This is a genomic window from Sporosarcina luteola (assembly GCF_023715535.1).
Lineage (GTDB): Bacteria > Bacillota > Bacilli > Bacillales_A > Planococcaceae > Sporosarcina > Sporosarcina luteola_B.
Map to the genome: position 1 here is coordinate 182,820 of NZ_JAMBOI010000002.1, position 13,298 is coordinate 196,117.

16 protein-coding genes are annotated in these 13,298 nt (G+C 45.0%); all 16 read right to left on the reverse strand.

The features are described from left to right. Positions 1-22: 22 nt before the first annotated feature. The 16 genes from ndk to M3191_RS04450 all read right to left on the reverse strand — a co-directional run bounded on the left by ndk (position 23) and on the right by M3191_RS04450 (position 13,227). Positions 23-469 (reverse strand): nucleoside-diphosphate kinase, encoded by a 447-nt coding sequence (gene ndk, locus M3191_RS04375; RefSeq protein WP_251698407.1) that lies wholly within the window; start codon positions 467-469, stop codon positions 23-25. An 88-nt stretch (positions 470-557) separates the two neighbouring features. Further along, a complete protein-coding gene (locus tag M3191_RS04380; protein ID WP_251698409.1) occupies positions 558-1,532 on the reverse strand; it encodes a polyprenyl synthetase family protein in 975 nt (324 codons plus the stop codon). 25 nt (positions 1,533-1,557) lie between these two features. Then, positions 1,558-2,253, reverse strand: a complete 696-nt coding sequence (locus M3191_RS04385) for a demethylmenaquinone methyltransferase (protein ID WP_251698412.1) — start codon at positions 2,251-2,253, stop codon at positions 1,558-1,560. A gap of 18 nt (positions 2,254-2,271) precedes the next feature. After that, the gene (locus tag M3191_RS04390; RefSeq protein WP_251698416.1) at positions 2,272-3,006 is read right to left on the reverse strand and encodes a heptaprenyl diphosphate synthase component 1; all 735 of its coding nucleotides are present in this window, start codon (positions 3,004-3,006) and stop codon (positions 2,272-2,274) included. A gap of 45 nt (positions 3,007-3,051) precedes the next feature. Further along, positions 3,052-3,273, reverse strand: coding sequence for a trp RNA-binding attenuation protein MtrB (mtrB, locus tag M3191_RS04395; RefSeq protein ID WP_060205214.1), 222 nt, complete (start codon positions 3,271-3,273; stop codon positions 3,052-3,054). 71 nt (positions 3,274-3,344) lie between these two features. Then, positions 3,345-3,908 (reverse strand): GTP cyclohydrolase I FolE, encoded by a 564-nt coding sequence (folE, locus tag M3191_RS04400; RefSeq protein WP_251698418.1) that lies wholly within the window; start codon positions 3,906-3,908, stop codon positions 3,345-3,347. Positions 3,909-4,379: 471 nt separating this feature from the next. After that, the gene (locus M3191_RS04405; RefSeq protein WP_037561579.1) at positions 4,380-4,652 is read right to left on the reverse strand and encodes an HU family DNA-binding protein; all 273 of its coding nucleotides are present in this window, start codon (positions 4,650-4,652) and stop codon (positions 4,380-4,382) included. Between the two features lie 253 nt (positions 4,653-4,905). Beyond that, positions 4,906-6,384 carry a stage IV sporulation protein A gene (gene spoIVA, locus M3191_RS04410; protein ID WP_251698420.1) on the reverse strand — a complete coding sequence of 493 codons (1,479 nt, stop codon included), beginning with the start codon at positions 6,382-6,384 and terminating at the stop codon, positions 4,906-4,908. A gap of 99 nt (positions 6,385-6,483) precedes the next feature. Further along, positions 6,484-7,197, reverse strand: a complete 714-nt coding sequence (locus tag M3191_RS04415) for a hypothetical protein (protein WP_353056504.1) — start codon at positions 7,195-7,197, stop codon at positions 6,484-6,486. 2 nt (positions 7,198-7,199) lie between these two features. Then, positions 7,200-7,415 carry a DUF2768 domain-containing protein gene (locus M3191_RS04420; RefSeq protein ID WP_435368138.1) on the reverse strand — a complete coding sequence of 72 codons (216 nt, stop codon included), beginning with the start codon at positions 7,413-7,415 and terminating at the stop codon, positions 7,200-7,202. 21 nt (positions 7,416-7,436) lie between these two features. After that, a complete protein-coding gene (locus M3191_RS04425; RefSeq protein WP_251698422.1) occupies positions 7,437-8,459 on the reverse strand; it encodes an NAD(P)H-dependent glycerol-3-phosphate dehydrogenase in 1,023 nt (340 codons plus the stop codon). 68 nt (positions 8,460-8,527) lie between these two features. Continuing rightward, positions 8,528-9,838, reverse strand: coding sequence for a ribosome biogenesis GTPase Der (gene der, locus M3191_RS04430; protein ID WP_251698424.1), 1,311 nt, complete (start codon positions 9,836-9,838; stop codon positions 8,528-8,530). Between the two features lie 122 nt (positions 9,839-9,960). Then, positions 9,961-11,100, reverse strand: a complete 1,140-nt coding sequence (gene rpsA, locus M3191_RS04435) for a 30S ribosomal protein S1 (RefSeq protein ID WP_251698425.1) — start codon at positions 11,098-11,100, stop codon at positions 9,961-9,963. An 80-nt stretch (positions 11,101-11,180) separates the two neighbouring features. After that, the gene (locus M3191_RS04440) at positions 11,181-11,762 is read right to left on the reverse strand and encodes a lysophospholipid acyltransferase family protein (RefSeq protein ID WP_251698427.1); all 582 of its coding nucleotides are present in this window, start codon (positions 11,760-11,762) and stop codon (positions 11,181-11,183) included. Further along, complete coding sequence (gene cmk / locus M3191_RS04445) at positions 11,759-12,436, reverse strand: (d)CMP kinase (RefSeq protein WP_251698429.1); 678 nt, start codon at positions 12,434-12,436, stop codon at positions 11,759-11,761. The genes M3191_RS04440 and cmk overlap by 4 nt, the downstream gene beginning before the upstream one ends. A 152-nt stretch (positions 12,437-12,588) precedes the next feature. After that, positions 12,589-13,227, reverse strand: coding sequence for a flagellar brake protein (locus M3191_RS04450; RefSeq protein WP_251698431.1), 639 nt, complete (start codon positions 13,225-13,227; stop codon positions 12,589-12,591). Positions 13,228-13,298 lie beyond the last annotated feature (71 nt).

Here is a 13,298-nt window from a genome sequence, read left to right on the forward strand (position 1 = left end):
GCTGTTTGAGTGTGGTTGCAGATTAGTTGATCCAGCTTACCATTGATTTGTCATAGCTGACGAGTTCTTCTTCTTTAAAGAAAAGACCGATTTCACGAACAGCTGATTCAGGTGAATCTGAACCGTGGATGATGTTTTTGCCGACAGTGACAGCGAAGTCGCCGCGGATTGTTCCTGGTGCAGATTCTTTCGGATTTGTCGCACCCATCATCAAGCGTGCAGTCGAGATAACGTTTTCACCTTCCCAAACCATTGCGAAAACTGGTCCAGAAGTGATGAAGTCAACAAGCTCCCCAAAGAATGGACGCTCCTTATGTTCGCCATAATGCTGTTCAGCAAGTTCTTGGCTGATTTGCATCAATTTAGCGCCAACCAATGTGAACCCTTTGCTTTCGAAACGGTTTACAATTTCACCGATTAGATTACGTTGAACGCCATCAGGTTTAACCATTAAAAATGTTTTTTCCATTTATAAACACTCCTTCACGTATGTATGGAATTTTATCCTTACTGATCGTACCACTCGGGACCCGATCTTTCAACTGGTAGGCTGTTGCTCAGAACTTTCTTTTTCCGAGGAAGTCCGCAATTTGCAGCAGTGACTTCTTCGCTTCATTATCCGGCAGTGATTCCACTTCCGCAATCGCTTTCCTCAAGTACATATCGCTCACTTGCTGTGATTTTTCTATCGCGCCGGATTCACGGATATAGGTGAGCATCCGACTCCGTTCCTCTTCTGTCAACGAACCCTCAAATGAACGGTATAGGAATGGTTGGAACTCGGGATCATCTTTTATGTATAGCGTCGGCAACGTCAAATGTCCATTTAACAGATCACTGCCAGCAGGCTTTCCGAGTTTTTCATCCGTAGATGTGATATCGAGTATGTCATCTACAATTTGAAACGCCATTCCCGCAAAATAACCGAATCGCTTCAGCTTACCTACAACTTCCGGGCTTGCGTCGGAGACAAGCGCTCCCATTTCACAACTGGAAGAAAGCAATAACGCAGTTTTCCTTTTAATTCGACGCAAATAGTCACGGAATGTCTGGTCCGTTTTTTGTTGGTATTCAAATTGAATGATTTCACCTTTACAAATCTCCAGCATCGTTTCAGCAAGCAGTTGATGAACAGCAGGCATTTCAATTTCTCCGATTGAGACAAGTGCACGCGAAAAAATATAATCGCCGGTGTACATAGCAATTCTGTTATTCCACCTTGCCTTCACTGTCTCGAAGCCTCGTCGAAAATCGGAATTGTCGATGACATCATCATGAACAAGGGAAGCCATATGGATTAATTCCAAGGATACTGCCACTTTCGCCACATTTTCTATCGAATATTCACCGAACTTGGACGAAAGGATGACGAATATCGGACGTATCCTTTTTCCGCCTGCCCGCAATAGTAACAGGGAGGCTTGTCGAATGACCGGGGAAGAGGAATCGACGGATCGTTCAAGTTCCTTTTCGATGAATGAAAGATCCTTTCGGAAATCTGCGTAAAGCGACATTAACTTCAATTTCTCCAAGACGATTACCTTCCCCTACTTGCAATTATTTGAACGCGATGTGCCCGGCTGCAGCTCCACCGCTATACTTCTTATAAGACACTTCTTGAAAACCGGCATCTACGAACATTTGGGCAAGCTGCTTCGATCCTGGAAATTCATCCGCGGATTCTTGGAGCCAAGAATATTCGCTGTAGCTCTTCGCAAAAAGCTTACCAAATAACGGCATGATATACTTGAAATAAAAGCGGAATAATTGCCGGTATATTGGGATCTCTGTTTGCGAAGTCTCCAAGCACGCAGCCATGCCGCCCGCCTTCAAGACCCGATTCATTTCCTGCAAGACTTGTCCATAATCAGGAACATTCCGTAAACCGAATCCAATCGTCACATAGTCAAAGCTATTATCCGGGAATGGCAACTCCATTGCGTTCCCTTGAACAAGATCGACGTTTTTGTACTTGGCAACTTTAGGCTTTCCGGACGCAAGCATGCTTTCACTGAAGTCGAGGCCGGTCACATGTCCATCAGGCCCGACAGCCTCTGCTAATGCAATCGTCCAATCTGCTGTGCCGCAGCAAACATCCAATGCACTGGATCCTTTATGGACATTCATTCGTTTCATAATATCATTTCGCCATTTTATATGTTGGTTAAAGCTTATGACGGAATTCATCTTATCATAATCAACCGCAATCTTCTCAAAGACGTGATGGACTTTCTCTTCTTTGGACGTCCCCATATGTCTTCCCTACTTTCTCTAGATAGGCTTGCCTAAGAGCGGTGTAGCAAACCTATGAATTTCCTGTCTTAAAAACGGGGTCAAAAATCCGGCATTGGCAAGCTGGTTTTGCAACCTCGAAGTTAGAATGGAAATCGCATCTTCTACATCGGTCTTTTTAATCCTATTTCCCGACCACACTTGCTCGACGGTCGGATCTTTCATCAACTTCTTGAAAAACCAAATGAGACCCAATGCCGTTTCAGCGATTTCCGAATATCTTGTTAAGCCGTATCTGCTCTGAAAATCAACGATGCACCCAGATTCTATACTGATCATCGAGTCGATAAGCAACTCGATTCCATCAGAATCTTCCATTAACAGATTCGTCTTTGTCTCATTAATATGCCCGATCATTTCCGACATGGAAGTGATGAGCTTGAAGTCTGGAAGCGATGACAATAAACGATAGTGTATGCCGCTGAAATGATCTCCGGAGAGTACCATTAGTTGTTGCTCCTTTGAAGTTGCGTCCAGGATGTCCACTCTGTCATGCATATCGAAGGCAGCATGTACAGCGCCCACCGCAACCGCAGATATATTCATCTCAGATGTCCACTCCTCGTTATTCAACAGAGGTAAGAGGAGGAAAAACGCCTTCGCTTCGTCAAGTGGCGTCTTCCCAAGCTCCCTGTACAGAATGGGCTCTTGTATGGAACGTTCGACTTCGCTTATATAATTTTGAATATATCGATTGATAGTTTGTCTGTCCATCTTCGGTTCTCCATTCAAAGACCATATGAGTAGGGTCCCGTATGTCTATTCTTTTCCATCGCTGTAGACAATACCATGCGCAGAGTGGATTTCGGCTTTGCCGCGAATTTTCATGGCGGACGTATGCTCAGTGAACTGGGCAATCATCACTTCCCCACGATCCAATTTTTCAGTGTGATGGAATTTCGTATCATTGCCCCTAGTGAGTCCGATGACATTCACTCCATCTTCTTGCGCTTTGATCATGATAAAATCAGGTTGTGACATGTTCTCATCTCCTGTCATCCATATACATTCCATCATATCATAGAAATGAATTGATCCGCAAAGGCATCAGATCACTTCAGAAGAGACAGAATTTCTGCTCTTTTCACATCGTCGTGCTCGTAAATCCCTCTTGCGACAGTCGTTACTGTTTTCGCACCAGGCTTTTTAATCCCTCTCATCGTCATGCACATATGTTCCGCTTCAATAATGACATAGACGCCAATCGGATTAAGCATATCCATCATCGCGTTTGCAACAGTAGATGTGATCCTTTCCTGCAATTGCGGTCGCTTGGCAGTCGTTTCGACAGCCCTAGCCAATTTGCTAAGTCCTGCAACGACTCCGTCGCGTGGTATGTATGCGATATGCGCGTGCCCGAAGAATGGGACAAGGTGATGCTCACACATCGAATGGAACGGAATGTCCTTCACAAGGACCACTTCATCGTGGTTCTCATGGAACACCGTTTCGAAATATTGTTTAGGATCTTTATGTAGTCCTTCAAAAACTTCTGCGTACATTTTCGCGACCCTTTTCGGGGTGTCGAGTAAACCTTCACGTTCGGTGTCCTCACCTATTGCTTCCAGGATCATCGAAACTGCTTTCTCTATCTTACCGAGATCCACTTCTCTCATAAAGACTTCCTCCTCATCCCAATCTAATGCTATTCCTTCAAAGATAGTAGCATACTCGCACAGATACGTACAGCAAGCGCCGTTACGAAGAACGGCGCTTGCGAGTAAAAGCGAAGCGTTACGAGCACATCTTTGCAAGCGCCGTTACGAAGAACGGCGTTTGCGAGTAAAAGCGAAGCGTTGCGAGCACACCTTTGCAAGAGCCGTTACGAAGAACGGCTTTTGCGAGCAAAAGCGACAGCGTTGCGAGCACGTCTTTACAAGAGCCGTTACGAAGAACGGCGTTTGCGAGCACAAGCGTAGCGTTGCGAGCAATGTTTTGTGCGACCTTAAGGGAGCAATGTTTTGTGCGACCTTAAGGGAGCAAGAATTAAAGCAACGTCCGCAGAAATCGAGAGCGCATATAAAAGGAGCCCGTCCGCGTTTATGTCGATGAGACATGGCGGAGGGGCTCCTATGTAAACTTAAAGATTACTTAACAGCATCTTTAAGCGCTTTACCTGCTTTGAACGCAGGAACTTTGCTTGCTGCGATTTCGATTTCTTCACCTGATTGTGGGTTACGACCTTTACGGGCAGCACGCTCACGCACCTCGAAGTTACCGAATCCGATCAATTGTACTTTATCACCATTTGCAAGTGTTGATTGGATTGTATCGAATACAGCTTCAACCGCTTTAGTAGCATCTTTTTTCGTCAGACCTGCCGCTTCGGCAACTGAGTTGATCAATTCTGTTTTGTTCACACCATTCACCTCCTCTCAAAGGTTATAGCATAAATGCTTTAAACACTGTAAAAAGAGTAACATACTAAAAACCGCGACGCAACAATATTAACAACGTTTATACGGCTTTTCAGGATTATTTCAGTAAAAAAATAAAAGACCCGTCAAAAACGGATCTTTTTTCTGAAAAACCGCTATATCACTTGACATATCAGGCTTTATCTAACCTCGAATAGTCGTAATAAATTGAATGACCTAACGAAAGACTTCCTGTCTATACGATGAACGTAATCATACCCTTATTTCCATCATTGACCATCTGTTCGATTGTTTCTCTGAGCCTCTTCCTAGCGTTCGGCGGCACGGAGGACGTTTTGAAGCGGATGCTCTCCTTCATCACTTCATGCAATGGTGTACCGAAGAGCTGAGTTTGCCAAAGGGCTTCTCGGTCGTGAAGATAGGCATTCTTCAACTCCTTCAGCAAGTGATGGCTATGGAATTCCGAGCCGATCAAAGGGGAGAATTCCGCATCCATATCAATCCTGATGATGTGAAGGGACGGCGCTGCCGCTTTCATGCGCACTCCATAGAAATTATCTTGCTTGATAAGTTCCGGAGGAGAAGGTTGAAAATCATCGATAGTTGGCAATGCGACTCCATAACCGGTCTTTTTGGCGGTTTCAATCGCTTCAGCATACATATCATACGATTTTTTCGCTTTGACAGCATCTTTGACAAAGAGAAGCCAATCTTTTTTCGTTTTCATTTCTTGTTGCATGAGGCTTTCGCATACTTCACGGAATGCCTGTTCATCCATCTCGATATTAACAGTGGCCTTTCCTTTCCCCGCATCCACATCGACCACTTCGGCATTTCTAACGTACTTTTCGTCCTTCAGACGCTCTGCCAGTTCTTGTACTTTTCGAATTTTTGACGCTTCGAGGAATCCTTCATTGATGACATTATCAATTGCTGCATTCAACTCATGTTCGGACCCAAGCACATCCATCCAGTCCGGCTTTTGCAATTCGATGTCCGTAATTGGAAATTCGTACAATGCTTCCTTCAAAATAAGTTGGATCTCCTGCGCGTTCAATTGGTCGGCACTGATCGCGATGACAGGTACTCCATGTTTTTCATGCAACTTTTCCTTTAGGGCGACAGTCTTTTCATGAGCTGGCATCTTGGAATTCAGGACAATAACAAACGGTTTGCCAATTTCTTTCAGCTTTCCGACAATCTCCTCTTCGGCCACCTCTGCAGAAGCTCTTGGAATATTGTTCACTGTCCCATCCGTCGTCACAAGAATCCCGATTGTAGAATGATCCCTAATCACTTTGTCCGTGCCGATGCGTGCAGCTTCCTCGAACGGGATCGGTTCATTATGCCAAGGTGTATGGACATATTTTGGACCATCCTCATCCTCATATCCTTTCACTCCGTCAATCACATAACCGACACAGTCCGCAAGTCTAATTTGAAAGGATAGCTCCCCCTCCCCGATCGAGACCTGGGTGCCTTGCGCTGGAACGAATTTCGGTTCAGACGTCATGATGATCGGACCTGGCGAGCTTTGAGGCAATTCGTCCTGTGCCCTTGCCCTATCGCCTGCATCCGTCATATTCGGTATGACGACCTCCTCCATCACCCTTTTTACAAAAGTCGATTTTCCTACACGAACAGGGCCGACCACACCTATATAAATATCCCCGTCCGTTCTTCTAGCCAGATTTTCATATAATTCCTCTTTCATACTAAGCCCTCCTTTTTTCGCGCATATTAGTTTATGTAAATGAAAAACGTTTCATGCTAAAAATGCATGAAACGTTTTAATAGACTCATATGAAGTTAGTCACTTCTTCAAGAAAACAGGTTCGTTTTTTTCATTCACCGTATACGGCAAGGAATAGGCGGGCAAAATCGGGTAGAAATCGGACAGAAGATAACGGATATCTTCCCCCTCTTGCACGTCAGGCTTTTCCTCCTGAAGAATCCTGTTCAAGTCGATGGAATAATCGACGTAAAAATGACCGTCCCCTCCGACCACAATAGGCAGCAAGGCGTCAGAATAGGGGCTTTCAACCTTTAATGGCTCCTTGAACCCCATAGCTTCATAATCGATTTCGTACACATTCTCCCCTACAGGATCTTTGAAGGGAAGCTTTCCATTGATGTGCCTTCTGAGATTCAAATCACGAATCCGCTCGGCAATTCGCAAATCGACTAGCTTCACTGTCGGATTTTCCTCGACATCCATGAGGACATATTGATAAATCCCTCCGGTTTCGTATGCATTGGAAGGGATTTTTTCAGTGTATGCAGGGACTATCTTGGAAAATTCAATAGGATATTTTATGTACATATCTGTTTCCTGCTCCTTCGTTTTAATCGGGAGCAGTCCTCCGTTGTTTTCCTTGTAAGCATTGACGGCTTTTTGGATCAACTCTAATTGATCTTCATAAGGATTTTCTCTGACAGCCTTTTCTTCACCTTTGTACATGCATCCAGAAAGGAGAAGCGAAATGGCAATAACGGATAGAAGCAAAACGGATGTTTTTCGCATCATCTTCATCTTCCCCCTCCAGTAGGCCCACTGAACACTAGGTATACCATCGCTAAAAATGAAAATATCAATAACGAATAAGCGATAAGGGCAAAAATGAATTTCAATAATCTATTCGAAAGCTTATGTCTGCTTACATAAATGAGTCCCATGGAAATAGCCATGAAACCCATTGCGTAAAACGACAGCCACATTTTATCCAGTGAGGACAAGTGAATCATCCTTTCGTATCTAAAAACAACTTATTTGAAATAAATATCTTCAATTTCCTGCTTTTTCATTCGACTCATGAGCTGATCGACAGCTTCCTTCGGCGGAATATTGTCGAAGAGGACCGAATATAACGCCTCCGTCAATGGCATTGATACATCATAGCGCTTCGATAGTTGGTAGGCGGCCTTTGTTGTACGCACCCCTTCAATGACCATACCCATGCCCGAAACGATTTCATCCAATGACTTCCCTTGGCCCAATAGATTGCCGGCCTTCCAATTTCGCGAATGGACGCTTGTGCAAGTCACAATCAAGTCTCCAAGACCCGTCAAGCCTGAGAAGGTCAGCGGATTCGCCCCCATCTTCACGCCAAGTCTAGTGATCTCCGCCAAACCGCGCGTTATGAGCGCCGCCTTGGCATTATCTCCATAACCGATGCCGTCCGTGATTCCGGCTGCTAAGGCAATGACATTTTTCAATGCAGCTCCGAGTTCCACACCGATCAGATCATCGTTCGTGTATACCCGGAAATACTGATCATTCATGAACAGGTCTTGTACGTGCTCTGCGGCCTCTTTGTCGAATGATGCCGCTGTGATCGTCGTCGGATGGCGAAGAACGACCTCCTCTGCATGACTTGGACCGGATAGTGCAACAATCGCCTTGCGTTTGCCCGGAGAAACTTCTTCCTCGATCACTTCGGAGATTCGCTTCAACGTATCCGGCTCGATGCCTTTGGAAACGTGGATGATCAGCTTGGATTGGTCTGCAAGCTGATTGATTTCGGAACTTAGAGCCCGAATCGCTTTCGTCGGAACTGCAATGACAATACTATCAGCATGTTGCACGGCCTCTTTCAAATCGGAGCTCGCCTTAAGATTTTCAGGCAATGCAATGCCCGGCAAATACGAAGCATTTGAATGTTTTTCATTAATTTCGGCGCTCTGTTCCGACCTTCTCGTCCATAGCAGGCAATCATGGCCGTTTTCCGCGAGGACGAATGCAATTGCGGTTCCCCAGCTACCTGCCCCGATCACTGATACTTTTTCCAATACATTCACCTCATTAGTAATTACGATACTATATCCGACGATTAACTTTCAGTAAAACCTTAAGTTCGTCAGCTTCTCGCACGTGTAATCAGCCGGATTGGCGTCCCTTCAAATCCAAAAGATTCCCTTAAGCGATTTTGCAGAAATCTTTCATAGGAAAAGTGCATCAGTTCCGGTTCATTGACAAATACAATGAAGACCGGTGGCTTGACCGCAACTTGCGTCGCATAATAAATGCGCAGTCTGCGACCTTTATCGGACGGGGCAGGATTACGTGCGACAGCATCCTCGATCACTTCATTCAATACGCTTGATTGGATACGCAAAGCGTGATTTTCGCTTATCATTTTTATTTGGTCGAATAATGTCGTGACTCGTTGCTTCGTCTTTGCTGAGACATAGGCAATCGGCGCGTAGTCAAGGAAGAGGAAATTTTTGCGAATATCCTCATTGAAACGATTCATTGTTTTATCGTCCTTTTCGATAGCATCCCATTTATTCACAACAAACATGACGCCTTTCCCGGCTTCTTCCGCATAACCCGCAATCCGCTTATCCTGTTCACGGATTCCTTCTTCGCCGTTGAGGACAATCAGGACGACATCCGATCGGTCGATTGCTTTCAATGCACGTAAAACACTGTATTTCTCCATATTCTCATACACTTTACCTTTTTTGCGCATACCTGCAGTATCGATGATCTTGTATTTCTGACCTTCGTACTCATACGGTGTATCGGTTGCATCCGTTGTCGTTCCGGCTACATCGCTAACGATGACACGATCTTCACCAAGCAATGCGTTTACTAGTGATGATTTACCGACATTCGGTCTTCCAATTAATGAAAAGCGGATAACGTCATCCTCTTCGACTTCTTCCCCTGCTTCGGGAAAGCTTGCTGCAACAGCATCCAGCAAATCACCGAGTCCAAGCCCATGGGATCCGGAAATAGGATATGGATCGCCAAAACCGAGCGAATAAAAATCATAGATCATATCACGCATATCCGGATTATCAACTTTATTCACTGCCAAAACTATCGGCTTCTTCGTTTTATAAAGGATCTTGGCAACATGCTCGTCCGCGTCAGTTACGCCTTCTCGACCATTTGTCAAAAAGATGATGACATCGGCTTCTTCGATGGCAATCTCCGCCTGCATCCGGATCTGTTCCAGGATTGGCTCATCTCCGATGTCAATGCCGCCTGTATCAATCAGATTAAAATCATGCGATAGCCAATCAGCCGAGCTATATATCCGGTCCCTTGTTACACCGGGTACGTCCTCTACAATCGAAATACGTTCTCCAACGATACGGTTGAAGATTGTCGACTTCCCTACGTTCGGCCTTCCGACAATCGCTACGGTTGGTTTACTCATTTATTAAACACCCTTCCAATATATCTCTTGTGTATTATACACAAAAAAGATGATGATGCCTATGTAAGCACCATCACCCATACAGTTCCGTTTCATTCGTTTGTTCGATAATTTGTCAAATATCACTCAGTGAATTTTTTCAATTGGTCTCCGATGACATCACTTAAGGAGAAGCCCGACTCTTCTTTCATTTCATAATCGCCGTATGACTCGACTTCTTCTTTTTCAAGAAGGTCTTTAATGCTGAGGGAAAGCCGTCTCTCCGCTGCATTAACATCGACAACCTTCACATCGACTTTTTGCCCTTCCTCAAGCACCTCATGAGGGGTTCCGATATGTTGGTGGGAAATCCGGGAAATGTGGACTAGCCCTTCCACGCCCGGGAATACCTCAACGAATGCGCCATACGATACGAGACGCTTTACAGTGCCTTCCAAAACGGATCCTTTCGGCGCTCTATCTTCGATGTTCTCCCACGGGCCAGGCAATGTCTCTTTGATGGATAAAGAAATCCGTTCCGCATCACGGTCGACCGAGAGTACTTTCACATTCACTTTCTCCCCTTCTTTCAACACGTCGGACACTTTTTCCACGTGTTCATGGGAAAGCTGTGAAATATGGACTAGGCCGTCCACTCCGCCAATATCGACGAAAGCTCCGAACGAAGCAATGCGCTGCACAGTCCCTTCCAGCACTTGGCCTTCTTTCAGATCTTCAAGGACCTCTTCTTTCCTGCTCGCTTTTTCCTCTTGAAGGACGGCACGGTGGGAAAGGATAAGGCGGTTTTTCTCCTTGTCCATTTCGACGATTTTGAATTCCATCGTACGCCCTTTATAATCTTCAAATGATTCAACGAAATGGTCTTCAACAAGCGATGCCGGGATAAAACCGCGGACGCCGAGATCTACGACAAGGCCGCCTTTTACAACATCCTTCACTTCTGTTTCAATTGTTTCCTGGTTATTAAATTTCTCTTCAAGTGAATCCCATGCGTTTTCCGCATCGACTTTCCGCTTGGAAAGGACATAATTCTCATCTTCCACTTTCGTGATGATCAATTCAAGTTCATCTCCGACTTGTACTGCATCGGAAGCCTTCTCAACGTGGAGACTAGATAGTTCACTGATGGGGATGACACCATCAAAAGGTGCTCCAATAATTTCGACCAATACGGATTTATCTTCGATCTTTGTCACTTTACCAGTGACGCGGTCACCTTCCTTATATCCGTTCATTTCATCCAAATTCATTTCTTCAGTCATATGTAGTCCTCCTCCATAATGAATCCTATCTCTATATTATTCGAATCGATGCATAAAAACAAAAAATTACCCTTATTAATTTATTTATGCTGTTCCAAAAGGATGCGGATTTCATTCATGATGACTTCCGTTACCTCTTCCGCTGACGCTTTGCTTTCGCGGTACGGTGTCATATCTATCGGCTTGCCATAGACGACCTGCAACGTACGGAAAGTTTTATAAGGTCCTATGATTGCGCACGGCATTACTACCGCTTCTCCTTTTAATGCAAAGAAGCCCGCACCGGCAAGTCCTTTTCCAAGATCTCCGGTTTTGCTCCTCGTCCCTTCCGGAAACATTCCCACTACATGGCCGCTTCGCAGTAGTTTCAAAGCCTTTCTGAAAGCTTCACGATCGCTCATGCCCCGTTTAACAGGAAAGGCGTTCACTTTAGGAAGAATGGTTTTAAGAAGTGGAGCATTGAACAGTTCCTCCTTCGCCATGAAGTGAACGGTCCGTGGGCAAGTCATGCCGACGACTGGCGGATCCAGGTTATCAATGTGGTTCGTGCACAGGAGCACACCGCCTTCAGCAGGGAAATTCTTAGCGCCAATCACTTTGACTCGATAAAGAGGATAGAGTATCGTACTGACAAGAAATTTTCCGAAAGGATATAGATTCATCGTTCCATCCTCGCTTCCGCAAGCTCTATCACTTTATCGACTACATCGTCTATGGACATAGAAGTCGTATCAACAAGAATGGCATCATCCGCTTTTTTCAATGGTGATACTTCCCGTTCACTGTCAGCACGATCGCGATTTTCGATATCCGTTTTCAGCTGGTCAAGCGAAGAATGAATCCCGCGCTTTTCATTTTCCTGAAAGCGCCTTTCTGCCCGTTCTTCCACAGAAGCAGTCATAAAGATTTTCAAATCCGCATGCGGAAGAACTTCTGTACCGATGTCGCGTCCATCCATTACGACACCCGAGGCGTTTGCAAGCACCCGTTGCTTATCAACCATCATTTTACGGACTGTCGGATGTGTAGCCACTTTGGAAACAGCTCCAGTCACTTGCTGAGACCTGATTACGTCTGAACAATCGACTCCATCGATCCATACAGCTTGGCCGTCTTTGTCAGGAATCAATAGAATCTCCGTGTTCATTAGTAATTCCGCCAATTCGTTATCACTATCCATATCTATGTCCGAAAGGATCGCTTTATGCGTCAAAGCGCGGTACATCGCACCCGTGTCGATATAAGTGTAATGCAATTTCCGGGCAATCCTTTTTGCAATCGTACTTTTCCCCGCTGCTGCAGGTCCATCAATTGCAATGCTAATTCCTTTTAACATATCATCTACCCCCGAATTCAATTCGAAAACATTGTAACACAATCTAGCTTCAGGTGGCAGGTGCTCGAGTCACAAGTTAACCGCCACCTACCGCTTTTTAAACAGAAAAGGGAAAAGTCCTGAACCAATAGGACTTTCCCCTGCATAACACTTCACAATTCATTCCTTGCAAGTAATTGTCTTTCAAAGCAGAAGCGAATGATGTTTTGTCTATCCGTAGGATTAATTTCGGAAAACTCCAGAGAGGCGATCCGGCGATCATCCTTTTCCCAAACACGTACCGCTTTTGCTTCGGTCCTGATGTATTTAATATCATCGTTGACATAAGGAAGTGCGATTGTCAACGAAACAAAGTCTGTTCCTTCGAATGGGTCATCCTGACCGATATTGAGAGCTATCCCTCCAGCACTGATGTCCTCCGCAACAAACTGTTGGAAAACACCTTCACTAGCAACCGCAACATCAATCGCAGTCTCGACTCGAACAAATTCACGCCTTTGTATTTTAATCAGCTGATCATCCCCGGGATAGGCCAACTTCAACATAGGTATGCCTCTATTCACCCTGCCTGCCACTTCTGAACGGAACGCATACGACATTTTGTTTTCCACAAAGGAAATGAGCAGCTGCGTTCCATCCATGAAGAAGGCAGTCTTACCCGTGTCGATATGAGTAGGATAGTCGATCAATACAAACCCGTCGCTGAAGTCAACAATTTTACTTTTATACTTATCACCGGTTTTGGTGAAATCCTTATCGATCATTACACTCGTACCAATTGAAAGACGCATTGCAACACACCTACCTTTTTATAGATACATCTATTATGTCACGGGTAGGTGTAAATTCCAATGTCAAATTT

Excerpts from the sequence above, each read along its gene's own strand:
- spoIVA (WP_251698420.1), bottom strand. The coding sequence starts at position 6,384 with ATGAAAGAGGAATTATATGAAAATCTGGCTAGAAGAACGGACGGGGAT.
- folE (WP_251698418.1), bottom strand. The coding sequence starts at position 3,908 with ATGAGAGAAGTGGATCTCGGTAAGATAGAGAAAGCAGTTTCGATGATC.
- mtrB (WP_060205214.1), bottom strand. The coding sequence starts at position 3,273 with ATGTCACAACCTGATTTTATCATGATCAAAGCGCAAGAAGATGGAGTG.
- M3191_RS04440 (WP_251698427.1), bottom strand. The coding sequence starts at position 11,762 with ATGAATCTATATCCTTTCGGAAAATTTCTTGTCAGTACGATACTCTAT.
- M3191_RS04450 (WP_251698431.1), bottom strand. The coding sequence starts at position 13,227 with ATGCGTCTTTCAATTGGTACGAGTGTAATGATCGATAAGGATTTCACC.
- rpsA (WP_251698425.1), bottom strand. The coding sequence starts at position 11,100 with ATGACTGAAGAAATGAATTTGGATGAAATGAACGGATATAAGGAAGGT.
- M3191_RS04390 (WP_251698416.1), bottom strand. The coding sequence starts at position 3,006 with ATGGACAGACAAACTATCAATCGATATATTCAAAATTATATAAGCGAA.
- cmk (WP_251698429.1), bottom strand. The coding sequence starts at position 12,436 with ATGTTAAAAGGAATTAGCATTGCAATTGATGGACCTGCAGCAGCGGGG.
- ndk (WP_251698407.1), bottom strand. The coding sequence starts at position 469 with ATGGAAAAAACATTTTTAATGGTTAAACCTGATGGCGTTCAACGTAAT.
- der (WP_251698424.1), bottom strand. The coding sequence starts at position 9,838 with ATGAGTAAACCAACCGTAGCGATTGTCGGAAGGCCGAACGTAGGGAAG.
- M3191_RS04420 (WP_435368138.1), bottom strand. The coding sequence starts at position 7,415 with ATGATTCACTTGTCCTCACTGGATAAAATGTGGCTGTCGTTTTACGCA.
- M3191_RS04415 (WP_353056504.1), bottom strand. The coding sequence starts at position 7,197 with ATGATGCGAAAAACATCCGTTTTGCTTCTATCCGTTATTGCCATTTCG.
- M3191_RS04385 (WP_251698412.1), bottom strand. The coding sequence starts at position 2,253 with ATGGGGACGTCCAAAGAAGAGAAAGTCCATCACGTCTTTGAGAAGATT.